General features: G+C 73.7%; 18 protein-coding genes. 9 read left to right on the forward strand and 9 right to left on the reverse strand.

All coding sequences use genetic code 11. The features are described from left to right. Positions 1-80: 80 nt before the first annotated feature. The 3 genes from AC559T_RS29270 to AC559T_RS29280 are packed head-to-tail and all read right to left on the reverse strand — an operon-like array spanning position 81 to position 7736. Positions 81-5270, reverse strand: a complete 5190-nt coding sequence (locus AC559T_RS29270; RefSeq protein WP_498870758.1) for a hypothetical protein — start codon at positions 5268-5270, stop codon at positions 81-83. Further along, on the reverse strand, positions 5263-6216 hold the full coding sequence (locus tag AC559T_RS29275) for a hypothetical protein (protein WP_498870759.1): 954 nt from the start codon (positions 6214-6216) through the stop codon (positions 5263-5265). The genes AC559T_RS29270 and AC559T_RS29275 overlap by 8 nt, the downstream gene beginning before the upstream one ends. A 2-nt stretch (positions 6217-6218) precedes the next feature. Then, positions 6219-7736, reverse strand: a complete 1518-nt coding sequence (locus AC559T_RS29280) for a hypothetical protein (protein WP_498870760.1) — start codon at positions 7734-7736, stop codon at positions 6219-6221. Between the two features lie 276 nt (positions 7737-8012). Here AC559T_RS29280 and AC559T_RS29285 point away from each other — a divergent pair, with 276 nt between their 5' ends. Together AC559T_RS29285 and AC559T_RS29290 are read left to right on the forward strand one after the other, a co-directional pair. Continuing rightward, the gene (locus AC559T_RS29285; RefSeq protein WP_071061866.1) at positions 8013-8594 is read left to right on the forward strand and encodes a TerD family protein; all 582 of its coding nucleotides are present in this window, start codon (positions 8013-8015) and stop codon (positions 8592-8594) included. Between the two features lie 625 nt (positions 8595-9219). Next, positions 9220-9879, forward strand: a complete 660-nt coding sequence (locus AC559T_RS29290; RefSeq protein ID WP_498870761.1) for a sulfotransferase family protein — start codon at positions 9220-9222, stop codon at positions 9877-9879. A 169-nt stretch (positions 9880-10048) separates the two neighbouring features. Here AC559T_RS29290 and AC559T_RS29295 read toward each other — a convergent pair whose 3' ends face one another. Further along, positions 10049-10327 (reverse strand): type II toxin-antitoxin system RelE family toxin, encoded by a 279-nt coding sequence (locus AC559T_RS29295; RefSeq protein WP_071061863.1) that lies wholly within the window; start codon positions 10325-10327, stop codon positions 10049-10051. A gap of 288 nt (positions 10328-10615) precedes the next feature. Here AC559T_RS29295 and AC559T_RS29300 point away from each other — a divergent pair, with 288 nt between their 5' ends. Further along, the gene (locus tag AC559T_RS29300; RefSeq protein WP_498870762.1) at positions 10616-11323 is read left to right on the forward strand and encodes an HAD family hydrolase; all 708 of its coding nucleotides are present in this window, start codon (positions 10616-10618) and stop codon (positions 11321-11323) included. A 132-nt stretch (positions 11324-11455) separates the two neighbouring features. Beyond that, positions 11456-11872: a CoA-binding protein gene (locus tag AC559T_RS29305; RefSeq protein ID WP_112105905.1), complete on the forward strand. Its 417-nt coding sequence runs from the start codon at positions 11456-11458 to the stop codon at positions 11870-11872. Between the two features lie 69 nt (positions 11873-11941). Here AC559T_RS29305 and AC559T_RS29310 read toward each other — a convergent pair whose 3' ends face one another. Both AC559T_RS29310 and AC559T_RS29315 read right to left on the reverse strand, forming a co-directional pair. Next, entirely contained in the window at positions 11942-14389 is a 2448-nt protein-coding gene (locus AC559T_RS29310) for a hypothetical protein (RefSeq protein WP_498870763.1), read from the reverse strand. 90 nt (positions 14390-14479) lie between these two features. Continuing rightward, entirely contained in the window at positions 14480-16147 is a 1668-nt protein-coding gene (locus tag AC559T_RS29315) for a glycosyltransferase family 2 protein (protein WP_498870764.1), read from the reverse strand. A gap of 345 nt (positions 16148-16492) precedes the next feature. On the opposite strand from AC559T_RS29315, the gene AC559T_RS29320 reads away from it, so the two are divergent. Next, complete coding sequence (locus AC559T_RS29320; RefSeq protein ID WP_241831410.1) at positions 16493-16846, forward strand: DUF5999 family protein; 354 nt, start codon at positions 16493-16495, stop codon at positions 16844-16846. 453 nt (positions 16847-17299) lie between these two features. Continuing rightward, positions 17300-18907, forward strand: coding sequence for a bifunctional phosphatase PAP2/diacylglycerol kinase family protein (locus AC559T_RS29325; protein WP_498870811.1), 1608 nt, complete (start codon positions 17300-17302; stop codon positions 18905-18907). 47 nt (positions 18908-18954) lie between these two features. On the opposite strand, the gene AC559T_RS29330 is transcribed toward AC559T_RS29325, so the two are convergent. Then, positions 18955-19794 (reverse strand): hypothetical protein, encoded by an 840-nt coding sequence (locus AC559T_RS29330; RefSeq protein ID WP_071061852.1) that lies wholly within the window; start codon positions 19792-19794, stop codon positions 18955-18957. A gap of 695 nt (positions 19795-20489) precedes the next feature. Further along, the gene (gene aceE, locus AC559T_RS29335) at positions 20490-23309 is read right to left on the reverse strand and encodes a pyruvate dehydrogenase (acetyl-transferring), homodimeric type (RefSeq protein WP_498870765.1); all 2820 of its coding nucleotides are present in this window, start codon (positions 23307-23309) and stop codon (positions 20490-20492) included. 341 nt (positions 23310-23650) lie between these two features. Between aceE and AC559T_RS29340 the strand changes: the two genes are divergently transcribed. Continuing rightward, positions 23651-24040: a YjbQ family protein gene (locus AC559T_RS29340; RefSeq protein WP_020459467.1), complete on the forward strand. Its 390-nt coding sequence runs from the start codon at positions 23651-23653 to the stop codon at positions 24038-24040. A gap of 392 nt (positions 24041-24432) precedes the next feature. Beyond that, the gene (locus AC559T_RS29345; protein ID WP_020459468.1) at positions 24433-24870 is read left to right on the forward strand and encodes a DUF3052 domain-containing protein; all 438 of its coding nucleotides are present in this window, start codon (positions 24433-24435) and stop codon (positions 24868-24870) included. Between the two features lie 227 nt (positions 24871-25097). On the opposite strand, the gene AC559T_RS29350 is transcribed toward AC559T_RS29345, so the two are convergent. Beyond that, entirely contained in the window at positions 25098-25823 is a 726-nt protein-coding gene (locus AC559T_RS29350) for a DUF4234 domain-containing protein (RefSeq protein ID WP_241831408.1), read from the reverse strand. Positions 25824-26365: 542 nt separating this feature from the next. Here AC559T_RS29350 and AC559T_RS29355 point away from each other — a divergent pair. Continuing rightward, a complete protein-coding gene (locus AC559T_RS29355) occupies positions 26366-26824 on the forward strand; it encodes a peroxiredoxin (RefSeq protein ID WP_020459470.1) in 459 nt (152 codons plus the stop codon). The last annotated feature ends 81 nt before the right edge of the window (positions 26825-26905 follow it).

Consider the following 26905-nt stretch of genomic DNA (forward strand, 5'->3'; position numbering starts at 1 on the left):
GGCTCGGGGGGTGCCGGGCGGCGCGGGCTCATGGTCTCATCCGCCGGGCGCGGGACCAAGGCTCGGTGCGGACTCGATGCTCACGGTCCCGTATGCGCGTTCGCGGCGGCGGGATCGGACCGGTCCCCGTTCGTGGCGGCGATGGCCTCCCGGCCGGTCCCGGCCGGCGCTGATCTCGTGGCTGGCACTGATGCCGTGGCCGGCGGGCCGGGTGCTGTCCGGCGGAACAGGCGGCTGGCAGTGATCACTCCGGCCGCGCTGCCCGCGGCGACGTCCGGCGGGGTCAGTCCCGGGCGCAGTCGTTCCTGTACCCGCAGATACTTCATCCCGGCCCGCAGGTCGGCGTCGTTGCGGAGCCGGATGACGAGGGTGAAGGCGCTCAGCGCGGTGGTGTCGAACAGGCCGGTGGTGTAGATCAGCTGCACTCCGAGCCGATCGGCCACCGCGAGCTGCAGGTCCAGCAGGTAGGCGGCGCTGGCCCGTCCGATCGGGTTGTCGAGGAAGAGGACGCCGGCGTGCCGGGCGCGCAGCCGTCCACGGTCGTTGGCCCGCAGCGCGGCCATGGTGCAGTACAGGATGATCGCCGCGGTGAGCTGCTGGCCGCCGGAGAACACGTCGCCGAGCTGGGAGACCCGCACCCGCTCGGTGCGCAGCACCGCGTCCGGCTTGAGGATCTCGACCCGCACCCCGCCCGGGAGCGCGGCGCGGACGCCGCGCAGCAGCAGCGTCATGCCGTCCCGGCGGGCCCCGGCCGTACCGGGCCCGCCGGGGGAGACCGCGACGGTACCTGTGGACGCCGGCCCTGGGGTGGCCGAACCGCGCGCGGCGGCGTCCACCACCTCGCCGAGCGCGTCGGTGAGCGCCACCGGGTCCGGCTCGGCGAAGGTGATGCGCAGGAACTCCTGGCCCGACCAGTCGCCGAGCCGGTCGGGTAGCCGGGACAGCCGCTGCGCCGAGCGCAGCGTGCCCAGCGAGGCCCGCACCATGCCCTCGAGCCGGGCCACGATCGCGGCCCGGTTGCGGCCGATGTGCGCCAGGTCGTCGTCGAGGCTGCGCAGGCGCGGCGCGAGAGCCGCGGCCCAGTCGGCGGCGTTCGCGGCCACGGCGTCCCGGCCGGCCCGCACCATCTGCCGGCGGGCCGGCGAACGGACGGACTCGAACCGGTCGGTGGCGGCCCAGGCCGCCACGGCGTCGGCGGCGGCCCGCACCCGTCCCGCCGCCTCGCCGTGCGCCGCCACCGCCTGCCGCCAGGACGACCGCAGCTCGCGGGCCATCGCCGTGGCCGCGGCCGTGTCCCCGTCGAACGCCTCCACGCCGCCCGGCCATCCGGCGGAGCCAGCCGGCGCGGCAACGGCGCCGTTGCCGCGTCCGACGCTGGTGCCCGTGGCGTCTCCGGCATTGGTGCCCGCGCGGCCTCCGGTGCTGGTGCCCGCGCGGCCTCCGACGTCGGCGTCCGCACGTTCGCCGACGCCGGTGTCGGAACGCTCGCCGGCACCCGTGCGTTCGCTCGTGCCGGCTACGGCCGACTCGGCGTCCGCGCGCAGCTCGGACAGCGTCTCGGTGACGAGACCGAAGGCGTCCACCTCACGTTCGTGCGCCGCGGCGTGGCGCTCCAGCTCGTCCAGCGCGTCCCGGGCCGCCCGGACGGCGGCCTCCGACTCGTGCAGCGCCTCGATGGCGGCCCGGTGCGCGTCCCGCGACTGCTCCATCGTGGCGGGGCCCTCGTCCCGCGCGAGTGGCCGCGCTCCGGCGTCGGTCACCTCGGCGGCGGTGTGGCGCAGCTCCTGCCGCAGTCCGCCGAGCCGCTCCCGCGCCGCGTCGAGCTCGCGGCCGAGGTCGGCCGCGACGCGCCGGGACGCGGCCTGGGCGGTCGCCCGCGCTGCCGCGTCGCCGCCGTTCGGACCGGCCAGCAGCGCCGCCGAGCGGGTGCGGACGGCGGCGGGCAGCCCCTCCACGGCACCGCGTGCCGCCGCCTGCGCCCGCCGCGCGCGATCCAGTTCGCCGCGGAGGTCCGCACCCACCTCGACCTGCGCGTACGCCCGCTCGGCCGACTCGTAGACAGCGCGCAGCAGCGGAACCTGCGGCGGCGGCCCGCCCACTCCGGGCCCGGCTCCGTAGCCTCCGTGGCCGTCCCCGGCGCCGTCCGCGCCGTGGATGTCGCTGTCGATGTTGCCGCTGTCGATGTCGGCGCTGTCGATGTCTCCGCCGCCGACCACCTCGGCCGACTCCGCCCGCGCCACCCGGGCGTTGCGCGCGGCGTCGTCGGCCCGCCGCAGCGCGTCCTGCGCCGCCGCCCGCGCTGCCGCGGCCCGGGCGCGGTGCTCCTCGGCCTCGGTGGACCGCTCGGCCGCGGTCGCCTCCAGCCGCGTGATCTCGCTGTCGGCTCCCACCGACTCCCCGACGGCGCGGACGAGCAGGTCGAGCGCGGCGGCGCGGGCCGTGCGCTCCTCCTCCACCGCACGCAGGCGTTCGACCTCGGCGACCGCCCGCTCGGCGGCGCGGACGGCCTCCCCGACCAGCTCGCGGGCGGCCGCCAGCGCGTTCTCGGCGACGTCGACCGCGTCCTGGCCGGCGCGGGCGGCGGCACGCAGCCCCGCGACCCGTCCCGGCGGGTTGGACCGGCGCCAGCCGGCGACCGCCGCGGCGAGCTCGCGGTCAGCCCGCGCCCGCGCGCTCAGCTCGGCCGCCTGCGCGCTGCGCTCCTCGTGTCGACGCCGGACGGACTCCCGCTCGGCCGCGGCGGCGGCCCGGTCGTACAGCGCCGGGTTCGGCGGGACGAGGAACGCCCGCCCGCGAAGAGGGCCCGCGGGGTCGGCGTTGTCAGGGTGGTCGGCGTTGTCAGGGTGGTCGGTGTGGCTGGGCGACGCCGCGTCCGACAGCAGCTCGGCGGCACCGACGACGATCGCGCAGTCGGGGAGCAGCCGAGCCGCGGCCAGCGCGGCGTGCGCCGCGCCCACGTCCCAGCCGGCCGGCACGACGACGCCGTCCACCAGATCGGGGCGGGCCGCGAGCACGCGCTCGCGTTCGGTCGCGGCGACCGCCCGGGAGAGGTGCTGCCATCCGGAGACCGCGGGGATGCCGGCCCGGGTCAGCACCGCGAGGACGTCGCCGACCGCCGGTCGCGCCGGCCGCAGGTCCCCGTCACCGAGCGCGTTGAGCACCCGCAGGTCCGCCTCCGCGTCGACGGACAGCGCCAGCTGGCGTTCCTCGGCGGCCAGGACCGCCGCCGCGAGCGCGTCCAGCGCGGCGGGCGCGTCGGTGTCCAGGTCCACCGCGTCGAGGTGGTGCGCGGCATCGAGCTGGTCCGGCTCGTCCGGTCCGGTACCGAGGCCCAGCAGGGCGGCGATCCGGCCGTCGGCGGTCAGCGCGCGTGCCCCGGCCAGTGCCTGCTCGAGCTCGCTCGTGAGCCGGGTGAGCTCGGCGCGCGCGGTGTCCAGCTCGCGTTCGGCGGCGCGGGCGCCGTCCTGGGCCCGTTCCCGGTCCGTGGAGCGGGTCGCGGCCGCGAGCGCGTCCTGGACGGCGGCGCGCGCCTCCTCCGCCGCCCGCGCGGCCTCGGCGGCCGCCGACTGGGGATCGATGTCAGCGGAGGGGAGCAGGCCGTCCCGGACCGCCTCGGCCAGCACCCGCGCGGACCGGGCGCGTCGCTCGCGCAGCGCCGCCGCGCCCGCGCGTGCCGTGGCCGCTCCGTCGGCGGCGACACGGTCCGCCGCCGCGGCCGACTCGGCGGCCAGATCGTGGGCCGCGGCGGCCGCGCGCGCCCGGCTCTCCTCCGCATCGGAGGCGGCCGCGAGCCGGGACAACCCGACGACCAGGGCACGGGCGGCGGCGTCCCGGTCGGCCAGGGCCGGCGCCGAGCGGGACTCGGCCTCCTCGACGAGCCGGGTCAGCCGCCCGGCCTCGCTCGAGGCGGCCGCGTGCCGGAGGACGTCCTCGGCGGCGCGCCAAGCGTCCAGCTCCTCGTTGGCCTCCGCGAAACGCTCGACGAGCTCGTCGCGGGTCGCCTCGGCCTCGGTCAGCCGCAGCTCGGAGACCCGCAGCCGCGCCGCGAGCTCGGTGTCGACCGCGCGCCGCCGGGCCCGCTCGGCCTCCTCGACGGCGTCCCGGCCGGACTGGCCGCGGGCATCCAGCTCGACCGCCCCCACGCGGTCGAGCGCGATCCGCGCCTCGACGGCCCCGGCCGCGCCGCGCACCGTCGTCAGCAGCGTCCGCAGCCCCGCCGCGGACTCCACGCGCGCCCCGACCGCCTCGACCAGCGGGTCGAGCCGTTCGAGCGCGCCGGCGACGAACTCCCGCTCGGCGTCGAGTGCCGCCCGCTCGGCGAGCTTCGCCGCGTAGCCGTCGACGACCTCGGCGACGCCGGCGGGATCCTCCGGCGGGGTGACGGCGCGTAGCAGGAAGTCGACGAACTGCTCGTCGCTGTTGAACGCGAACGCCTCCGCGGCCTCTCCCTCGCCCGCGTTCATCGCCCGCTGGTAGCGGAACAGCTCCGGGTCCAGGCCGATGGCGTCGAGGTTCTCGCTCCAGGCGCCCTGGTTCGTCTCCCAGGTCATCGCCAGCTTCGGGTCCGCCGCGCCGGCCTCGGCCAGCCGGGTGCGGAAGCCGGCGAGCGTGATCAGCCGTCCGTCGCGGACGAGGGGGAGGCTGGCGATGTCCAGCTCCGCGCTCGGCCGGAAGGAGTACCAGGCCTCGGCGAGGCGGGACGCGTCCCCCGTCGCCCGCCCGCGCCACTCGCTGACCTTGCCGGTGACGACCCGTTCCCCGGTGACGGCGTGCTGCCACTCGCAGACGACATGCCCGCAGTCCCGGGCGAGGACGAAGTTGTCCAGCACACGGCCGTTCGAGGTGCCCACGACCTGCCGCCGGCCGGGGAGCACCACCGAAAAGATCAACTTCATCAGGACGCTCTTGCCGCCGCCGTTCTCCAGGAACAGCACAGACGCGGGCGACGGCCGGACCGGGCGGCTCGACTGGCCAGCCTGACCAGGCTGAACGGCCGGTACGGCGGTGTCGGTCACCCCGCCGGCAGCGACAGCGCCGGGAGTCCTCAGGCTGGGTGCGCTCCCGTCGGACGGGGGCGCGCCGCCGGCCCGTTGTGCCGTGTCCTCACTGTTACCGTCCGTCTCCGGGACGGCCACGCCGGCGCTGAAGAGCGCATCCTGGCGGTGTCCGGTGACCGGCGCTCCTACCCCGGAGAAGTCGAGAAGAACATCGCCGAACCGCGCCCCGGGCGGCCCGATCGAATGGAGTCGCACCCTGGAGAGCTCAAACATCGTCCGCCTCCGGTGCCACGCGCTGTGGCCCGCTCGTTCTGCCTGCCTCGGTTCCGGGCAGGACGGGCTCGGCCGCGAGCACCCGGACACCCCCCGAGCCGTCGGCCACCGTCACGACGCCGAGGTCGAGCAGTTCCTCGAGCGCCGCGTCGGCCGCCAGCTCGCGCACCTGTATCTGGTAGCGCGCCGTGGTGCGAAACGTGCCGCCGGCCTGCTCACTCACCGGCACCAGGCAGCCGGAGTCGGCGAGGAAGCCCATCGCCCGGGCGATGATCCCGGTGGTCGACCCGGCGAGCCGGCGGGCGTCGCGGGTCGTTCCCGCCGCCGGGCGGCGCGAGTACAGGCGCCAGGCGGCCTCGAGCGTCCGTCGGCCGTCCCCCGGGTCGGTCTCGGTGTCCGGGTCGGCGGCGACCCGCTCCTCGAGCAGCCGGCAGGCCTCGCGGACGAACGCGTCCACGCCCCCGACACTGACCCGGCCCACATAGGAGTCGTCGAGCAGATCGGCCGGGCGGGGGAACGCGAGCGCGGCGACGGCGAGCTGCGCGACCGCGTGCAGGAGGCGCTCGGCCGACCGGTGTTCCCCGCCAGCCCGCCGCGCGTAGTCCGTCATCCGGACGGTGAAGGCGGAGTCCTCAGCTCCCGCGACCACCAGGCCCGCCCGCTCCGCCACGTCCAGGACGACCAGCCCGAGACCACCGGCGACAGCCTGGGTCAGCGCCGCGAACTCCTGGTCCCGCAGATGCCGGCGCACGAGCTCGGCGTACGTCCCGTCCCGTGCCGGCACCAGCTTCGGCCGCAGGCCGTAGGCGATCAGGCGGGCCGCGTCGAACGCGTCGCCGTGCTCGCGCCGGGCATCCCGCTCGGGGGCAGTGGGGGCCTCGAGACGAGGGCTGGCCGCGCCCGGGGTGTGCTCCAGCGCGGCGATGGGCTCATGGGTGGCTGTCACGACTATTTCCGGATCATGGTGGGTGGGGGAGCGGGGCCGCCGGCATCGGTGCCCTCGGCGCCGATGCGCACCCGGCCGACGAGGAGGTCGGAGCCACCGAACCAGGGGTCATCCAGTTCGACGCCGTCGTCGACGGCGACCGACACGACGTCGTCACCCTGGCGCGCGGCGGCGGAGACCTGCGGGCTCAGCGCGTGCGCGGCGAGCAGCACCACCAGCTCGGCCACGTCCGCGCCACCCGCCCGCCTGGCCTGCGCGAGGAGCTCCGACAGTCGCCGCGGCGCCTCCGGCGCGATCTCCAGGATGGCCGTCGCGGCCGACCAGGTCTCGTCGTCGAACCGTGCCGGCTCGCGCAGCGAGACCAGGTCCGCCTCGACCACCGGAGGCCCGAGCACCTCCTGTTCGGCGGGTGGCGCCAGAAGCCCGTCGACCAGATCGACGAGGCGTACGGCCCGAGGCGTGCGCACTCCCACGGCTGCCGGGAAGAAGGCAGTGGCCGGAGCCGCCGCCGTCGCCACCGGCAGAGCCAGGACGGGCATCAGGACCTGCGTGTAGAGGTCGATCCCGTCGCGCGCGGGAACATCCGCGAACTGCTGGCGGTCCTGCTCGGCGCGGAAGACCGCGCCCGCCTCGAGCAGCCGCGCCTGGAGCTGGGTGTGGCGGCGGACGCAGTCCGCCACGATCGCGACCAGCTCGGCGGCCTGCCGCTTGTGATCGGCGTCGTCGGCCGCGTCGCGGTACCGCCGAATGTGGGTCAGGATCGCGTTCTCGTGCCGGTACCGCTGCTCGACGTGGCTGAGTGCCTCATCCAGCAGCACCGGTACCGCGCGCAGCCAGTCGACCGCCAGCACGTTGCGCCGCGTCGCGTCGAGCTGTCGGCGCAGTTGCTCGGCGTACTGGACGGTCCGGTACCGCGCCGATTCCGCCGCCGTTCTGGCGTCGGCCAGCCGGCCGCGGCGGATCAGGTTGTCCAGCGTCACCTCGGCCGCGATCTGCGCGGAGGTCACGTCCGTGTCCAGCGCGCCGACGAGGACGGTTACCGCCTCGTCCGTGGCGCGCAGATACAGCTCGCCGCCGCTGCCCGTCAGCTCGACGAGCAGCTTGAAGTCGAACCGCCGGCGCACGTAGCGGCCGTCGGCCCGGTAGGTGCCGTAGATGACGTCGAACCCGCGGTCGACGCTGCCGACGTTGATCAGGTTGCTCAGCACCCACCGGGCGACCCGCTCGTGCTCGGCGCGGGGCCGGTCGGGTGCCTGGTCGGCGGCCAGCGGGACGAGCTTGCGTAGCACCTGCTCGTGGTCCGCGCCCCGGTCGAAGTCCATGGCCACGGTGACCAGGTCGATGGCGTGCAGCGCGAGCTCGGCCATCGCGTAGACGTCGAAGTCGGCGCCCTCCAGGTACGACTTCCTGGCGTCCAGGTCGTGCAGCGGCTGGGTGAGCGCGAGCGCCTTGCGGCGCCGGGTCATCCCGGTGTCGGCGACCGCCGCAGGCGCGACGGTCGCGATGGTTCCGGGGTTCATCGACTGGCCCGGTCCCGGCCGACCAGGTGACGCGGCACGACACGGGCCGTCCCGGCCGAGTCCGGCGGCGCCTGGCGGATCTCCATCTCTGGCACCCTAGCCGGGCGCCGATCCTGCCCCGCGCGGGCAGGTGTGGTCCTGGCCAGGGCATGCGCGAACCAACCCACCGGTGCGTGCGCCGGCCTGAATCCGGGGCGGCACAACGAAGTGAGGTCGGAACGAGACAAGTGCGGGGAGGGGATGCCGCGGGCCCGAGCTCGGGACTACGCTCACGACATGTCATCGGTGTCGCTGTCCAAAGGCGGCAATGTCTCGCTCAGCAAGGTCGCGCCCAACCTGACGGCTGTTACCGTCGGTCTCGGTTGGCAGGTCCGTCAGACCACCGGCGCGCCGTACGACCTCGATGCCTCGGCGATCGTCGTGGGTGATTCGGGCCGTGTGCTGTCGGACAGCCACTTCGTGTTCTTCAACAACCTGGTCAGCCCGGACGGCGCCGTGACCCACCTGGGGGACAACCTCGTAGGCGGCGGTGGGGGCGACGACGAGCAGATCAACGTCGATCTCCGGATCCTCTCCCCGCAGGCCAGCAAGGTGGTCTTCGCGGTTTCGATCTACGACGCGGACGCCCGGCGGCAGACCTTCGGCCAGGTCCGCGAGGCCTTCATCCGGGTGGCGGACGCGACGACCGGCGCCGAGGTCGCCCGGTACGACCTCACCGAGGACGCCTCGACCGAGACCGCGATGATCTTCGGTGAGCTCTACCGCTACGGCGTTGAGTGGAAGTTCCGGGCCGTCGGGCAGGGCTACGCGTCCGGCCTGCGCGGAATCGCGCTCGACTTCGGCGTCAACGTCTCCTAGCAGGCTGTCCCGGCGTCTGCCGGCGGGCCGCTCCCCGGGCTGCGGGAAGCCGGGAGCGGCCCGGCGGCGGCGCCCGGTGGCTCGCCCCTGGGCGTCCGAGCCGCGGGCGGGTCGTTTGTCGAAAAGCAGTCTGCCGTGCTGCGGTCTCTGGCACGATGGCCGCATGGTGTCTGGAGAGACTCCGAGGCGGCCTGCCGCCGTGCAACTCGGCCCGCGCGGGCTTGCGCGAGGCTTGCCGCCACTGCTGGCCCGGCTGATCGTGTGCGGCCCGGATCTCCGCTCTCGGCCTCGCCACCACCCCCTATTCACGAGTGGCCCGTAACCGTCACGTCGCGGGTCGGCTGTCACTTCTCTCGAGCGACTGTCGCGGTGCTTCCAGCGGGCGTTGTCGCGTGTTTGTTTCTCTGCGTCCGGCCGTCTCGAATGTGGCGCGGGGCGAGCATTTCGGAGGTAGTCTGCGGGTGAATGTAATTCTGCGGTAATTCCCGGATTTTCCCTCGGGATCCGGGTAATTGGCCGAGAGCAAAGCGCCATCAAAACTCCGGGCTACCGGTTGAGGCAATCAGTGTTGGACCAATGCTGGAATAGTCGCTATTCTTGCCTCCGGATCTTCTGAGGAGGAACATTGGTCGAGGTCATCGGTGTGGGTTTCGGGCGCACCGGAACGCTCTCGCTCAAGGCTGCTCTCGAACAGCTCGGCCACGGCCCTTGCCATCACATGGACGAGGTCCTCTCCCGCCGGGAGACGGTTGCCGACTGGATAGCGGCGGCAGAGGGCGGCGCCGCGGACTGGGATGCCCTGTACCGCGACTACCGGTCGACGGTCGACTGGCCGGGAGCCTTCTTCTGGCGCGAGCTCGTCGCGCACTACCCGTCGGCCCGGGTCATCCTGACGGTCCGGGATCCCGGGAAGTGGTACCAGAGCGTCTCGAACACGCTGTTCCGGGCCGGCTCGGCGCGGCCGACGGTCGCGAACCCCGAGGCGACGCGGGTCATGAAGATGATGGACCTGATCGTGTGGGACGGCGTCTTCAAGGGCCGCTTCCAGGACAGGGAACACGCACTGCAGGCGTTCGAGGAGCACAGCGAGGCGGTACGCCGTGAGATTCCGCCCGACCGCCTGCTGGTTTTCGACATCGCCCAGGGCTGGGGTCCGCTGTGTGAATTCCTCGACGTGCCGGTGCCCGCCGGTGAGTTCCCGCGGCTGAACGACCAGGAAACCTACGCGGCGAAGCACCGCGCGCGGCTCGCCGCGGCGATGAACCGGGGCGCCCCGCCCGCGTGAAAATACCCAGCTAGGCCGGTCGATCCGGTGGCGGAGCGCTCAGGGGTGACGGATCCCTGCGCGCGGCCACGGGTGGGAATGGCGGCGTCGGCGAGCATCGTCCCGTGGGCGAGCGAGAAACAACGAAGCCGCCCGGTCGGCGTGTCGCCGATTCGGGGGGCCGCCGTTCTCAGAATGGCAGCCGGGACGGGGTGTGTCGGCGTCCGACAATCATCACGCGTACCGTCCGTGTGTTCGCGTCCACCCGGTACAGCACCCGCCAACCGCGCCCCGTCGCCTCGAACATGCCCACCTGGCTCTCGCCGGCGAGCGGCGTCCCAGCCTTACGGGGATCGTTGCGCAGCGGCCCGTCCAGGAACCGGCGTACCTCGGCGCTGAGCAGCTCGGGCAGCTTCGCCAGATCCCGCTCCGCCGAGGGGGAGAGCGTCACCTCGTGCTTGTCGCTCATCCGCGGACGTCGGCCGGGGCAGGGCGGCGTGATGCGGCCTGGGCGTAGGTGACCTGGCCGTGGGCGAACGCGGCCTGGCCGGCTGCCGCCTGGGCGGATGGCGAGGGGATCGACGTCTCCGGGCCGGTCCGCCGGCACCCGGCAGGCGCTGGAACGCTGTGCGCGTTGTGCATTTCCTGACCTTAACGTTTCGGGCTCGCCGATCGCCGGGTCATGTCACACCGGCAGGCACGGCCCCGCCAGGAGGACACGGCCCCGCCAGGGGGAGCGGCCCGGCAGGATGGGCGGGTGGCTCTCCCTCCCGCGCCGGTCACCGTCCAGGCCGTCATCTTCGATCTCGACGGTGTGCTGATCGATTCTGAGCAGGTGTGGGACGAGGTCCGGCGGGCCTTCGTGGCCGAGCGCGGGGGCCGCTGGGCGGCCGACAGCACCGCCCTGATGATGGGGATGTCCACCGCGGAGTGGTCCGGGTACCTGCTCGAGCTGGGTGCCGGTGACAGCGCGGAGGAGATCGCGGCCGAGGTACGCAGCCGGGTCGCGGCACGCTACGGCGACGCGCCGCCGCTGCTCCCGGGCGCCGTGGCGGCGGTGCGGGCGCTCGCGGAGCGCTGGCCACTCGGAGTGGCGAGCTCGTCCCCGCGGACGCTCATCGAGCTGGTGCTGGACCGCGCCGGCCTGGCGGGGGAGTTCCGCCAGGTCGTCTCCTCCGAGGAGGTCGCCCGGGGCAAGCCCGCGCCCGACGTGTATCTGGAAGCCGTCCGCCGGATGCGGGTGCCGGACGGCACGGCGGCCGGTGTGGTGGTCGCCGTCGAGGACTCGGCGAACGGCCTGCGGGCGGCCTCGGCCGCGGGCCTCGCCGTCGTGGCCGTCCCGAACGAGCACTTCCCGCCCGACACGGACGCTCTGGCGCTGGCGTCGGCCCGCGTCGACGGAGTCGCGGGGCTCACCGTCCAGGTCGTCCTCGCCGCCGCGGAGCACCACACGACCCGCACCTGACCGGCCTGTACGACGGCCGGCCTGTACGACGACTTTCCTGACCGGCCCGGACGGCGGCTGATCTGACCGGCCTTGCCGGCGCGTCGGCGAGGCCGCGGGATTGTCCGTGCTGGCCCAGGGGTTGGAACGTCCATGACGGAGAACACGGATGCGGTCAAGCGCAGGGTCCTCGCCGACACCGAGGTCTGGGCGGTTGTCGGGCTGTCCGAGAACACCTCACGCGCGGCCTATGGCGTGGCCGGGTACCTGCGCAGGCACGGGAAGCGGACGATCCCGGTGCACCCGTCGGCGCCGGTGGTCGCCGGCGAGCAGGGGTACGCGACGCTCAGCGAGATCCCGTTCCCGGTGGACGTGGTGGATCTCTTCGTCCGTTCCGACCTGGTCGGCGAGGTCATCGACGAGGCGGTGAAGATCGGCGCCGGTGCCGTCTGGACGCAGCTGGACGTCCGGGACGAGGCCGCGCAGGCACGCGCCCGTGACGCCGGGCTCGACGTGGTCGTGGACGCCTGCCCCCGCATCGACGGGCCCCGTCTGCTGGGCTGGCGCTAGCCAACACCGGCACCCGGCCCACAGCGGCACCATGCCTGGTCGGGCACCCGGCCTGATCAGGCCGGATGATCAACCGGGGAACGTCGGATCGTCCCCGGCGTCGGGCTCGACCTTCGTGGGCGGCGCCGTCGGGTCGTCCCAGGCGTTCGCCGCGGCCGGGCCGCGCGCCGCGGGTCGGCTGCCCGGGGTGGGCATCCGGGCGTCCGGGCCGAGGCTCACGGGCCGGCGTTGCGGCGTGCTTCGTCCGGACGGCGTCTCAGGGGCGGCCCCGCCGGCCGCGGCGGGACGCGATCGGCGGTTCCTCGCCTCGAGCGTGACCCCGGGCGCACGTTTCGGCAGCGGCGGTGTGCCGGACGGGTTCTGCCGCCGCGCCGCCGCCGCGGCCGGGTTCGGCCCGCTCCGGAGAGGGGCCGGCCTGGCCGACGCCGCCGGCGGGATCGGATCCGTCGGCGGAATCGGCGCTGGCGGGTTCGGTGCCGGTGGGTTCGGTGTCGTCGGCGGGATGGGTCTGGCCGGCGTGGCCGGCCTCGTGGGCCCGCCCTCGCGATGATCGCCGTGGCCAGCCGGGGCCACGCGGCCCGGCGGCGCGCCGAGACCGCCGAGGCTGAACGGGGCGTCCGGATCGGCGCGATCGCCTGGCGCGCCGAAACCGGTCGCGCCGCCGCCGTCAGGGCCGGTCTCGGTGGCGCTGAGCGTGTCAGCACCGGTCGGGTCACCGTCGGTGTCAGGGTCGGCCGCGCCGAGGCCGGTCGGGCCGGGAGGCGTACGCCAGGGGGTCTCGGCGGCCTCGCGCCGCTCACGCCACGCGACGACCAGCAGGTGGCCCTGGTGGACGGCGAGCGCGGCTGCCGGCGGCAGCAGGAACAGCGCCGGCAGCAGATACCGGTAGTCGAAGCAGACGGTGGCCGCCGGCACGATGATCATCGTTGCCCCGGCGGCGACCAGGAACAGGCAGTCGGCGCCGGTGCGCCGGCGTTCCGCGGTCAGGTCGTGCCAGCGGGCACGCCCGTCACCCCCACGCAGGCCCGCCGGGACGACCCGCGGCAGCGCGGCCAGGCAGGAGAGCAGGCCGAGGACACCGGCCACGGCGAGGGCCGGGCCGGGGGTGAAGCCCCGGCTCTGGTAGGCCCGCAGATAGCCGGCCCACGGCTCGATCACGGTCCGATCCGGCCGGTCGGCCTCCCCGTGCAGGCCCAGCAGCGGCTCGTCGTTGTGCAGGTAGCGGGGCTCGTCCGCGGTCGGGAAGCGCCAGGTGGCGTCCGGCCAGTCCCGGGGCCCGACGCGGCGTCCCGGCTCGAAGTAGTGCGCGATGTCGGAGCCGACCATGCGCAGGTAGTCAACGGGCTGCCGGGTGATGACCTGCCGCGAGAAGTCGTTCAGCAGCCGGTCGCGTTCGTCGACGGGGACGTCGAGCTGATTGCTCGGGCTGTTGCGGTCCCACACGTAGTAGCTCGGGTCGGGCCGCTCGCCGACCGGGTGCGGGGAGCACAGCGAGAGCTGGCTGGGCTCGAGGTCGAGCTGGCCGCAGTCGGCGATCGGGGCGACCCGGCCGTACAGCCAGGCGGCGTCGCCCCCGGTGAGCCCGATCTTCCCGTGCGAGGACTGGAACCAGGACGCGTACGCGATCAGCGGCGCGGCCAGGAAGACGGCGAAGACCCCGAGCCGCAGCCAGCCGACCCGGCGCAGCACCACGTAGCCGAAGGCCAGCAGGCCGATGGCCACGCCGATCGTGCGCACCAGGCCCGACGCGCCGAGGAGCAGGCCGGCCAGGGCGAACGCCCATACCGACGGCCGGCGCGACCACATCAGGGCGACGACCGCGGCGACGAGGAGGACGGCGAAGAGCGTCTCGGCCATCACGAAGTGCTCGATCACGATCTGGTAGGCGTCGAGCAGGATCGGTGCGGTGGCGAGCGCGGCGATCGGCGGGGCCACCCTGCGGTGGACGAGCAGCACGTAGAGGGCCGTCGCGAGCAGGATCCCGAGCACGTGCTGTACCAGGGGGACAACCCACAGGTCGGCCCCGGTCTCGGTCAGTGCGCGCAGGAACGCCGGGTAGCCGGCCGGGCGCATCGGGTCCGGTTCTGACAGCCGGGTAAGTCGGATGTACGCGTACGAGTCGCCGTTGAACTCGAAGACGGGCCGGTAGGCGTAGGTGGTGACGAGCCGCAGCACGACGCCGGTGAGCAGGAAAACTTCGAACACGGAGTGCCGGGCGAGCGGGGAGCGCCGTCCGGTAGCTGACCGCCGGCGGAAGCGCCCGCGCCGGTTCAGCCCGGAGCGGGGCTCGGCCTCGAAGCCGGACTCGAGCTCGAAGCCGGGCTCGAGCTCGGACGGGCCCGCGGCCGGCCCCAGGGCGGCGTGGCGGCCGGAGCCGCCCTCGTCGTCACCGGTAGCCGGGCTCACGGCGGGCGTGGTCCAGGCGTCGCCGTCGCCGGGTCGGGATCGGCCAGGGGCCTCCAGCGCGCCGCGGGGTCCGGAGGCGTGGAGCTGTCCAGGTGCCGTCACGGCACCCATGGTCCACGATCGTTCCGCGGAATTGTCCAAATGGTCCCCTTTGGGCCCCCGATTGTGTATGTGGATCACGGTAAGACCCGATCGGAGTGGTCAGTGCTGGTGGGCGGGAATTCCACCGAGGACAGGTGCGGGCGCGGCGAGGAACGCCGCATCCTCGTCGTTCTCATGACTTTCCGGGCCCGTGCGGGTAGCCGGACCGGCTCCGCCGTCTGGCGTCGGCGTCCCGACCGGGCCCGGCGCCCCGACCGGCCCGGGGGCGCGGTCACCGGCCGCCGCGTCGTCGCCCGGCTCGGCCGCCACCGGCCTCGCGGCCGGCGGGGCCGCGGCTGGCGGGGGATCGGCCGGCGACGCTGAGGACGGCGAGACTGCGGATGGCGACGCGCCGGTGGCCGCGGCTGAGACGGCGGGTCCGGTCGCGGGTGCCCAGCCGGCCCGGCGGTGGCCGCCGCTCGGCCCGGCCGTCACCAGCCGCAGGAAGAACGACCCGAAGGCGGTCTGCGCGCCGAGCACCATCAGCGACATGGCGAGCAGGGCGGGGCGCAGCTCGTTGAGCGGCCCCATCGAGTTCGCCAGCCATCGGGCGAGTATGACGCAGTCGATCGCGAAGCCGACGGTGAACAGGATCCCGCCGGCCGCCAGGCCCCGCTCGAGCGTGAAACGCCGGTGGATCGACGTCAGCGGCCAGCGGCGGCGCTCCTGCCACCCCGCGGCATGGTTGTGGACGTCGGCGAAGACACCGAGAAGCACCAACTGCCAACCGAGGATCGCGATCAGCGCGAACAGCACGGAGAAGTGCAGGTCGAGCCGGTGGAACCCGACATCGAGCGAACCGGGCAGGAGCGCCAGCTGGCCGGCCGTGCCCAGCCCGAACAGGACCAGACCCGGCAGGACGAACAGGTGCCTGGGCGCCAGCAGCAGCATGAACCGCAGGTGGCGCCAGCCGTCCCGCAGTGAGTGGAGCTTCGACGCTCCGACCCGCGGGTGGTAGGTGATCGGCACCTCCTCGATCCGCAGCTCGGCTCGACGGGCGGCGATGACGAGCTCGGAGGCGAGCTCCATGCCCTCGCAGCGCAGCCGCATCCGCCGGTAGGCGTCCTTGGTGAAGGCCCGCATCCCGGAGTGGGCGTCGGACGAGCGGACGTCGAACAGGCGGTTGAGGATGCCGGTGAGGAGCGGGTTGCCGACGTATCGGTGCAGCCAGGGCATGGCGCCGGGCAGGATCTCACCGGCGAACCGGGAACCCAGCACGTAGTCGGCGCGCCCGGCGCGCAGCGGGGCGAGCAGCGCGCCGAGGTCGGCGAAGTCGTAGGTGTCGTCGGAGTCGCCCATGACCAGGAACCGGCCGTGCGCGGCGGCGAAGCCGGCGAGATAGGCGTTGCCGTAGCCACGCCGTGACTCGGCGACGACGCGCGCGCCGGCCGCGGTCGCCACCGCCGCGGAGCCGTCGGTCGAACCGTTGTCGACGACGACGACCTCGCCGACGACTCCGGCGGCGGCCAGCCCGGCCAGCGCCTTGCGGACGCAGACGCCGACCGACTCGGCCTCGTTCAGGCACGGCATGACGACGGAGACGTCGAGGCGGTCGGCGGGATCACCGTCATCGGCGGAGTCGGCGACGGCGGTGCCGGTGACAGCGGTGCCTGCGACGGCTACATCGGCGACGGCTACATCGGCGCGGGCGCCGTGGAGGCCGCCGGCGGCGAGCGGGCCGGCGGTCTCCGGCAGCGGACCGCCGGTGGTGCGCGAGTCGTTCACCATGCGTGACCCCCCACAGGCCAGGAGCAGACGTGCGCCGGGCCGAACTTGATGGTCCGCATCCCGGACCGGCCCGGCCGCGACGATCGATCGACGAAGCGGGCCCCGCCTGTCGGCTCGGACCAATCCTCCGGTCCGAGCAGGTCGAACGCTCGGCGTCGGGCTGCAATCTACCCATATGCGTGAGCGCCGGGCAGCGGCCCTCGCCTACGGCCACGGGGAGATACGCCCCGGCCTACCGGACGCCCACACCCGCCCCCGGCTGGCCGCGTACGGCGTGACACGCCGGTGGGCGCACGGGCGCCCCCGTGTGACGTGCCTAACGGAGAGGCGTAACCTCTGGTGCTCGTGCACCAAGGAAGTGTTTTCAACCTGGCCCCGGCCCTGCCGGCGCCCACCACAGAGGCGGAGCCGTCCGGCGACCCCGCCTCCGCCTCCCCCGTCGCGCGGCGGAGGTGTCCGCACAGTCCGCCCTGCCCGACGGCCGACAGCGCCGACCACGACGCGGCGAGAGTCACCAGCAGACACTGTGACCAGGGCTGGAGTCTGCTCTGCAACGGGGTGATCCTCTTCGAGGACACGGGGGAGATCCTGCCCACCGGGCGCACCGTGGAGCCGCGGCGACCGTTGCCGAGGCCCGGGTGCGTGCCCCGGCCGCCCGCGCCGCGTCGAGGGGCGGTCGCCGCGCCGACACCGGTCTGACCCGCCACGTCCCGCCGCCCGGCTGGGCGGTGCGGCGCGCCCCGGCACCGTCCGGCCCGGGCCGGGGTTCCGCCCTGGCCTGTGCCGGCACCGGGGGGCACGGCCGGCACCTGTGAGCGGTGCCGTGTGCGCTGCGGATGCGCCGCGGGTGCCGCTGGGACGGCGGCGCGGGGGTCACCGGGCCGCTCCGCGCGCCGGCACGACGGACCAGGCTGACGACGTGCTGATGCCGGTCCGGCCTGTGCGAATCACCTGAACGTGGTCCTCCCGGCCGTGAGAGGACCACGTCGCGGGCCACCATGCGCCAACCCGGCACCTCGCCCCGACCCGGTGTCCCGCCCGCCCGCCCGGACCCGACCCGGTGCCCTGAGCCGGCGTTCCGCCTTCCCGGCGGATCGCCGCGCGCGCCCGCCCGCACACGGGACGAACGGGTACGGTTCCGGCGTGACGTCCATGCGGCGGATTCCGCGGCCCGTTCACCGTTCCCGCACCCGTGACCGTGACCGTTCCCGCGACCTGGTCGGCGAGAGCGATCTGCCCCGCGTCGGCGACCTGGCCCGCCTGCTCGTCCGGCACGACGTCGCGATCGGCCGGCGTTTCGTGCACACCTTCATCACGGTCGACCGCGCGATGTTCTCCGCCATCGCCGGCGCCCGGCCGCTGGTGGACCCGCTGCTGCCCCGGCTCTCCCACGCGGCCGACCACGGCATGCTCTGGTGGGGGGTGGCGGGCGCGCTGGGCGCGACGAAGGGCCGCCGCCGCCCGGCGGCGATGCGCGGCCTGCTCGCCCTGGGCGTCGCCAGCGCCGTCGCCAACGGCCCGGCCAAACTCCTGTTCCGCCGGGGCCGGCCGCCGACACACGGCATCCCGCCGTTGCGCCGGCTGCGCCGTGACCTGACGACCTTCTCGTTCCCGTCGGGGCACTCGGCCTCGGCGGCCGCCTTCGCCACCGGTGTCGCGCTCGACGCGCCCGCGGCGGCCGTCCCGGTGGTCGCTCTGGCGTCCGCGGTCGCCTTCTCCCGGGTCTACGTCGGTGCCCACTACCCGGGCGACGTGGTGGCCGGCGCCGCGCTCGGCATCGGCGCCGGGCTGCTGACGACGAAGGTGATGCCGCGGCGCCCCTGGTCGCCGGCACGGGCCCGGCCGGCGTCCGCCTGGGCCCCGGCCCTGCCGGACGGGACGGGCCTGGGTGTGGTCGTCAACGCCCGGTCCGGCGCCGGTCACCACGCCGAGCTCGTCGCAGTCCTGCGTGCCGACCTGCCCGGCGCGCAGGTCGTCGAGGTCGGCCCCGACCAGGACGTCGCCGAGGCCCTGGACCGCGTCGCCGCGCACAGCCGGGTCCTCGGCGTCGCCGGCGGCGACGGGACGGTCAACGCCGCGGCCGCGGCCGCTCTCGCCCGGGGCCTTCCGCTCGCGGTGTTCCCGGCCGGCACCCTCAACCACTTCGCCGCCGACGTCGGCCTGAACAGCGCCGGCGACACGATCAAGGCGGTCCGCGAGGGCACGGCCGTCGCGGTGGACGTCGGCAGGGTCGACGGCATCGGCGCGGCCGACTCCCGGTTCAGCCGGATCTTCGTGAACACCGCCAGCCTCGGCGGCTACCCGGACATGGTCGGCATCCGGGAGCGTTTCGAGCGCCGGATCGGCAAGTGGCCGGCGATGATCATCGCGCTGAGCCGGGTGCTGTGGAGCGACCCGCCGTTCGACGTCGAGATCGACGGCGTCACCCGCCGGGTCTGGCTCGTCTTCGTCGGCAACGGCCGCTACCTGCCCGACGGGTTCGCCCCGACATACCGGACCCGCCTCGACGAGAGCCTGCTCGACCTGCGGGTCGTCGACGCGACCGCGCCGCTGGCCCGGCTCCGCCTCGTCGGCGCGGTGCTGACCGGACGTCTCGGCCGGTCACGGGTCTACGAGCAGCGGACGGTGGAACGGGTGCGGATCTCCTCCAACCAGCCGTCCCCGCTGCCGTTCGCCAGCGACGGCGAGGTGACCGAGGGGATCCGCCGGATCGCGGTCACGACGAGCGGTGCCCGTCTCATCGTCTACCGGCCCGAGTAGACCCGGACGACGGCGGCGGTGCCCCGGGGGCGGCACCGGGTGCCGGGTCAGTCCCCGGGAGGGCTCTGGAGCGGCACCAGTGCGCGCAGCGGGGTGGTGAGCCGGGCGAAGACCTCGGGGTCGAGCAGGTCCTCGACGAGCAGCGCGCAGGCCAGGTCGGCGCACAGCTCCATGACCCGCTCGTCCGAGGACGAGTCCGGCGCCGTGGCGAGCCGGCGGCAGGCCGGGCACAGCCGCCAGAACCCCTCGGCGGCGCTGCGGCGGACCAGCGTCCACACCCGCCGTCGCCCGGTCAGGACGGCGCTGTCGAAGGCCCGCTCCATCGCGATCTGGTGGGCGTCGTCGTCGCGGGTGAGCACGGTCGTGAGCAGGCCGTCGAAGACCTCGAGGCTGGCCTGGTCGTGGCAGCGGCGGGCCAGCCGCGGCAGTGTGGCCAGCACCCGTTTCACGTCGGCGGCGGCCGGGCCCAGATCCGGCTCGTGCGAGCGGACCCGCGGGTACACGGTGCGCCACGGCCGCAGCAGCGCCGTGTACTCGGAGCGGTTCAGGATCGGCTTCGCGTAGGCGCCGGCGAGCGCGTCGCGCATCGCGCGCAGCGCGGTCGCGGTGATCGCGGGGTCGAGTGTGACGTACTCCGCGCCGGCCAGATCATCCGCGTAGATGGCGGAGAGGGCGTCGAAGGCCGCCAGGACCTCGACGATCAGCGGGGAGTCGGGGGCGAGCGCCTTGTCCCGGGCCGAGGCGAGCTGACCGGAGTTGCGCCACAGCGAGGCCAGTGCCACCAGCTCGCTGTCGGAGGTGTGCACGAGTTGCGCCAGGATGCCGAGGATCCCGCGGAGGTTCGGATGCTCCTCCAGCCGCTCGATGCGGCGGGCCCGGAGGATCATGCCTGCCGGCCCGGCTGGCGGGTGGCCGCCATGATGGCGGCCGGACCGGTGGTCCTCGGGACACGCGTCACGTGCTCCTCCTCGATCTCGTGGCGACCAGGTCGCGACGGGCCCCACCGAGCGCCGTCCGGATCACCGGACGGCCGCGGGCTCCGCGAACCGGATGCTCCGCGTTCCGGCCATGCGACGCCGGCCACGCTCCTGCCCTCGACGGGCCGGTGCCGCGGCACGGTGCCGTGCGCCGTGGGGGACGTCCCGCGGCGGTTGGCCGACCCTTGGCCGACGCGCGACAGCGTCGCCTGGCCGTCGGCCGTGGATGTCACTCCCGAGACAATAGTGTCGCCGGTGACGATCCGGAACCGATTGCCGGTGACAGCTTGTCACACGGAGTGCTGTGCTGGTGGCACCGTTGGAGTACAGATGGTAGCCGGTGCGCGGCCGGAGCTCCGTGAACACGAAGAGTTAGTGCCACATTCGGTTACGCACAGTGGTGTCGAGGGTGGCGAACGTCGTCACGCCGTGTCGCGGGCGGCACGTCCGCCACCGGTGCCCGCGGGGCCCCGAGTGTCTCGGAAGCCCCGCGGGCCAGGTCCGGGCGGCCCCACAGGCCGCTCCCAGCCGCCGCCACGGGCCGTCCAGCCGCCGTGGACCGGGCAGGCCGCTGAGGCCGCGGCCGGCTGACCGGCCGCGCCCGGTCAGCCGGAGACCGGCTGGTCGTCCTCCTCCACGGCGCCGCTGCCGGGAGCGGCCTCGCCGGCGCCGTCCTTGCGCAGCCCGTACCGGCGGATGGCGTCGTCCACCGTGGCCTGTTCGACATCACCCGTTCGTGCCAGCGCCTCCAGGGTCGCCACGACCACAGACTCGGCGTCGACGTTGAAGTGGCGCCGCAGGGCCGCCCGGGTGTCGGAGCGGCCGAAGCCGTCGGTGCCCAGCGAGGTGTACTGCTGCGGCACCCACCGCGAGATCTGGTCGGGGACGGCGCGCATCCAGTCCGAGACCGCGACGACCGGGCCCGGCGCGCCGTCCAGGATCTGGCTGACGTAGGGCACGGCCGGCGGCTGCTCGGGGTTGAGCAGGTTGCGCCGCTCGCACACCAGCGCCTCCCGGCGCAGTTCGTTCCACGAGGTCACCGACCACACGTCGGCGGCGATGCCGTAGTCGGCCGCCAGCATCTCCTGGGCGGCCAGCGCCCAGCGCATGCCGGTACCGCTGGCCAGGAGCTGCGCCTGCGCCGTGGTGGAGCTCTCGGCGGCCGTGGCGGGCGTCCCCTCGCCGCCGGTGAGCGCGTCGGCGGTACGGAACCGGTACATGCCGGCGATGATCTGGGCCGGGTCGACCCCGGTCGGCTCGGCCGGCTGCGGGACCGGCTCGTTGTAGACGGTCAGGTAGTAGAAGACGTTCTCGTTCCGCTCGCCGTACATCCGGTCAAGCGCGTCGCGGACGATGTGGGAGATCTCGAACGCGAACGCCGGGTCGTACGACACGCACGCCGGGTTGGTGGATGCCAGCAGCAGCGAGTGGCCGTCCTGGTGCTGCAGGCCCTCGCCGTTCAGGGTCGTGCGCCCCGCGGTGGCGCCGAGCAGGAAGGCCCGGCCGAGCTGGTCGCCGAGCGCCCACATCTGGTCGCCGGTCCGCTGGAAGCCGAACATCGAGTAGAAGACGTACACCGGGATCATGTGCTGGCCGTGGGTGGAGTACGCCGTCGCGGCGGCGATCACCGAGCCCATCGAACCGGCCTCGCTGATGCCCTCGTGCAGCATCTGGCCGGACTCGGACTCCCGGTAGGAGAGCAGCAGGTCCCGGTCGACGGCCTCGTAGCGCTGCCCGTGCGGCGAGTAGATCTTCGCCGTGGGGAACATCGCGTCCATGCCGAACGTGCGCGCCTCGTCCGGGATGACGGGCACGAACCGGGCGCCCATCTCCTTGGTCTTCATCAGGTCCTTGAGCAGGCGGACGAAGGCCATCGTCGTCGCCACCGGCTGCTTGCCCGAGCCCCGCCGCAGCTCGTCGAAGATCGACTTCGGCGGCTGGGAGAGCGGGCGGGCCCGCACCACCCGGCGCGGGATCGATCCGCCGAGCCCCGCCCGGCGCTCCCGCATGTACTGGATCTCCTCGGAGTCCGGCCCCGGGCGGTAGTACGGCGGGAGGTTGCCGTCCAGCGCCGAGTCGGGGATCTCCAGGTAGAGCCGGTCGCGCAGCTCCTTGAGCTCGGTCTTGGTGAGCTTCTTCATCTGGTGCGTGGCGTTGCGGCCCTCGAAGTCCTTGCCCAGCGTCCAGCCCTTGATCGTGTGGGCGAGGATCACGGTGGGCTGACCGGCATGCTCCGTGGCCGCCTTGTAGGCCGCGTACAGCTTGCGGTAGTCGTGCCCGCCGCGGGAGAGCTTGCTGAGATCCTCGTCGGCCAGGTTGGCGACCATCCGGCGCAGCCGGGCGTCGGCGCCGAAGAAGTGCTCCCGGATGTAGTCGCCCGACGAGGTCGAGTAGGTCTGGAACTGGCCGTCGGGTGTGGTGTTCATCCGGTGGACGAGGACGCCGTCGGTGTCCTTGGCGAGCAGCGGGTCCCAGTCACGGCCCCAGACGACCTTGATGACGTTCCAGCCGGCGCCGCGGAACAGCGACTCCAGCTCCTGCATGATCTTGCCGTTGCCGCGGACCGGCCCGTCGAGGCGCTGCAGGTTGCAGTTCACCACGAAGATGAGGTTGTCGAGCTCCTCGCGGGCGGCGACCCCGAGGGCGCCGATCGACTCCGGCTCGTCCATCTCGCCGTCGCCGAGGAACGCCCACACCTTGCTGCGGGAGGTGTCCTTGATCTGGCGGTTGAGCAGGTAGCGGTTGAACCGCGCCTGGTAGATGGCGTCGATCGGGCCGAGGCCCATCGACACCGTCGGGAACTCCCAGAAGTCCGGCATCAGCCGCGGGTGCGGGTAGGACGACAGGCCGCCCGGCTCACCCTCGCGGCGGAACGCGTCCAGCTGCGCCTCGGTGAGACGGCCCTCGAGGAACGCGCGGGCGTAGATGCCGGGGGAGGCGTGCCCCTGGATGAAGATCTGGTCCCCGGAATCGCTGCCGGGGGAGGAGGTCAGGTGGTCCTTGCCCCGGAAGAAATGATTGAAGCCGACCTCGTACAGGCTCGCGCTCGAGGCATATGTGGCGATATGGCCGCCGACATTATATTCCGGACGGTTCGCGCGGCTGACCATGATGGCGGCGTTCCACCGGATGTACGCCCGGATCCGCCGTTCGACGTGCTCGTCGCCCGGGAACCAGGGTTCCTGCTCGGGGGGGATCGTGTTGATGAAGTCGGTGCTGGTCAGGCCCGGTACCCCGACCGCCTTCTCACGTGCCCGTTCGAGGAGCTTGAGCATGAGGAACCGTGCCCGGCCTCGCCCGGACTCCTCGATCACCGCGTCGAGCGACTCGAGCCATTCGCTGGTTTCGGACGGATCGATGTCCGGCAACTGGCTCGGGAGCCCGTCGGTGATGACCGAGAACTTCCGCGTTGTGTCCTGCGCCACGCCTACTCCTGCTCTCCGTTAGCTCCTGTGCCGATGCCCTCTCACTATCGTGCTCCGTCTCGACACGGTCGTCACGCACGCCCTGCCTACTGTGCGGTAGGGAAACTGGATCGGCACACGCGGTTGTTCGCGGTCTGTCCCCGAGGTGGTGGCGCGCCGGTGAACACGCCGCGACGGCCGTCTGAGCAGCACCTGGACGCAGCCCTCGGACCCGGACGGCCACCCAGGCGTCGGGGTGGCGTGCGGGCGGTCGCACCGGCAGGTGCGGGATGGTTGGGATTACGTGCGCCCGGGTTGTGGACGCCCGCCGAGGGAGGGACGCCACCGTGGAGACGAAGACGATGACGGTGCGGACGGGGCGCGACGAACGGGTCGTCGACCTCACCGAGCCGGCGGCCGAGTTCGTCGCCGGCCGGGGTGACGGGCTGCTGTCCGTCTTCATCCCGCACGCGACGGCGGGCGTGGCCATCCTCGAGCTGGGCGCCGGCAGCGACGACGACCTCCTCGCCGCCCTGGCCGCCCTGCTGCCCGCCGACGACCGCTGGCGGCACGCCCACGGCTCGCCCGGGCATGGCCGCTCACACGTGATGCCAGCCATCATCCCGCCGTCCCTGACCGTTCCCGTCCTGGACGGGCGGCTCGCGCTCGGTACCTGGCAGTCGGTGGCGCTTGTCGACCTAAATGTGGACAACCCCGAGCGGACCGTCCGGTTCTCCTTCCTGCCGGGCTGACCGGGCCGGTCGGCCCCGTCCGGCGGGCAAAGTCCGGCCAGTGCGCCCACCCCGGTGCCGGACCTGGGATCATCGGAACGGCCAGGAGACGTCCGACATCACATACCCGCAGGTTGGACTGATGGTGGGATCATGTCGGCGGGTTTCGTACGACGGGTTGACGAGGCGGCCCCGGGGTAGCGAGATTGTGTCAGCGGAGATCGTTGTGGAACGGCCGGCATCCCCCTGCTTGTCCACAACCCCCGGCGTGGCACTTGCGCACCCACCGCATGGTCCGGTGGACTAGGCCCACGGCGGGTCGCGCGAGCGGATCGTCGCCGAACCGGTCCGCCCACGACCGGGGCGCCTCGCGACCGCGGAGCGTCGTGTAGACGAGCAGGAGGTAGCGGAGGGTGAGTCCGACCGCGGCGAACGCCGAGGGTCAGCGCCGTGCGGAACGTCTGGGAGTCATGGCCGGCACCTTGGTCCAGTCGCTCAACGAGGACGACGACATCGCCCAGGATCTCCTGGACGCGGTCACGACCTCGAGTGGCACCGACCTCGTCCCGGAGGACTCCGACGACGTGGTAGACGTCGTGCTCCTCTGGTGGCGCGAGGATGACGGTGATCTTGCCAACGCCCTCATCGACGCGCGTAGGCAGTTGTCCGAGGACGGCGTGATCTGGCTGCTTACCCCGAAGGCCGGCCGTGACGGCCACGTCGAGCCCAGCGACGTCCTGGACGCCGTGCCGACCGCCGGCCTCGTCCAGACCAGCACCGTCAGCGTCGCGGCCGAATGGGCCGGAATGCGGCTGGCCGCCCCGAAGTCCCAGCGGGTCCGCCACCGCTGAGGCCCCGGGCGCCCGCGCGCGTCCGAGGCCTCAGCGGCGGCGATCTCCCCAGTCGGGGTCGCAACCGATCGGTGTGACGTGCTTGCCGACGGTCCTTCCGCCATGCCCGGCGCCAGGTCCGTGTGCCGCCCGCCCGGCCGGCATCCGCACTTGAATGATCAGCGGTACGGCACCGCGGGCCGTCACAGCCCGCGGTGCCCCGTTTCTCGTCCGCTACGCCGTGCGGCTCAGCGGCTCAGCGGCACCTGCTGGCCTTCGACCGCGCCGGGGTAGCGGTTCCAGATCTTGTTGATCTCGAACTGGAGATAGAGCGGCCCACCGCCGATCAGCCACAGCAGGAACGCGATCCCCGGGCTGATCTCCGGCAGGCCCGCGGCGCGCTGCGCCTCCGCTGTCCGCGTCCCCAGCCGCCACGCCGCCACGAACGGCGGGACGATCAGCACCCAGCCGATCAGGAAGGCCAGCAGCGACAGCGTAGGGTTGACCTTGATCCGCGAGTTGTAGGCGGCAAGCTCTTTGTTGGTCTTGTACACCCAGACGAACCCGTAGATCCCGAGAGTGATCAGCGGAAGGCCGAGCCACACCCCGAACGGGTTGCGCCGTTTACCGAGGACGCCGGCTCCGACCGGCGGCACACCGGCCGGCGGCGGCCCGTATCCGGGCGGCACGGGATAGGTCTGCCCGGCCCCGGGATGGGGCGGGTAGGGATTCGAGCCCTCCCGGGGGAACGGCGGGTAGCCGCCCGGACCACCCGGGGCCGGACCGGGCGCACCCGCCGGCCCGGCCGCGCCGGCGAACCCGCGCGGGCCTCCGGGCGGTGCTCCAAGAGGGCCGTCCGGGAACGATCCGAAGGCACCGCCGGGCCCGGGCGGCTGTCCGCCGGGGCTTCCGTGGCCGCCCGGGCCCCAGCCAGGTGGGCCGGACGGCGGCATGTGATCGGTCAAGGTGGTCACGACCTCCCTGCTGTCGGCATCCGCGGGACGCCCGACGCGCCACTGTGCGGCCCCGTCCGCGGCGTGGCCGCGAGCCGGGGCAACGGCCGGAAAAAGCACACTCCGCCCGGTCACCTCTGTCGTTGTCCGGCACGACTAGCTCGCCGCGGTCGTTGACCGGTCAGACTAGGGCACCAGAGTCCCGGAAACCGGCTCCCGCGCCTTCCTGTGGCTTCGCTGACCGGAAAAGTGCCATCCGCGGCCGGCCGGGCACGTCTTGGAGCCGTTTCGGGTCTCTACATCTTCGAGTGCCGTTGCCGAGTACCCGCCCCGATGTGTTCCCCCTGTGTGCTCATCCTGTTCGCCATCGCATCCGTGTCGTAGCGCCGCCGCTGCCCACCGCCCCGGCCTGCCCGCGGGATCCGGCACACCGGCCGCAGCCGGAGCGCAAGGCCGCGGCCGACGGTGGCATGCTGGCGGAGAGGACCGACAGGTCGCGAAGACCGAGAGGTCGAACAGCACCGCAGGACGCGAAAACCAACCGCAATCGAGAGGAAGAGCTCGTGACCGTCGACGTCGGAGCCGTCGCCCCCGACTTCTCGTTGAAGGACCAGAACAACGAGGTCGTCACCCTGTCCGACTTCCGGGGCCGCCGCAACGTGGTGCTCCTGTTCTACCCGCTGACCTTCACCGGCGTCTGCCAGGGCGAGCTGTGCTCCGTCCGGGACGACCTGGCCTCCTTCCAGAACGACGACGTGCAGGTGCTGGCCATCTCCGTCGACTCCTCCTTCGCGCACAAGGTCTGGGCCGACCAGCAGGGCTACGAGTTCCCGCTGCTGGCCGACTTCTGGCCGCACGGCGAGGTGGCGAAGGCCTACGGGGTCTTCAACGAGGAGAAGGGCATCTCCCTCCGCGGAACCTTCATCATCGACAAGGAGGGCAAGGTGCGCTGGAAGGTCGTCAACAACATTCCGGACGCACGCGACCAGGCCGAGTACCTCAAGGCCCTCGCCTCGCTGTAGTCCCGGCGAGCGGCGGGCCGGGTCGCCTCGCCCGTCGGACCCCCGCGAGGTGTTCCCGAGTCAGGGACACCTCGCGGGGGT

The organism is Frankia sp. Hr75.2 (assembly GCF_949319125.1).
In the GTDB taxonomy this organism is placed as follows: domain Bacteria; phylum Actinomycetota; class Actinomycetes; order Frankiales; family Frankiaceae; genus Parafrankia; species Parafrankia soli.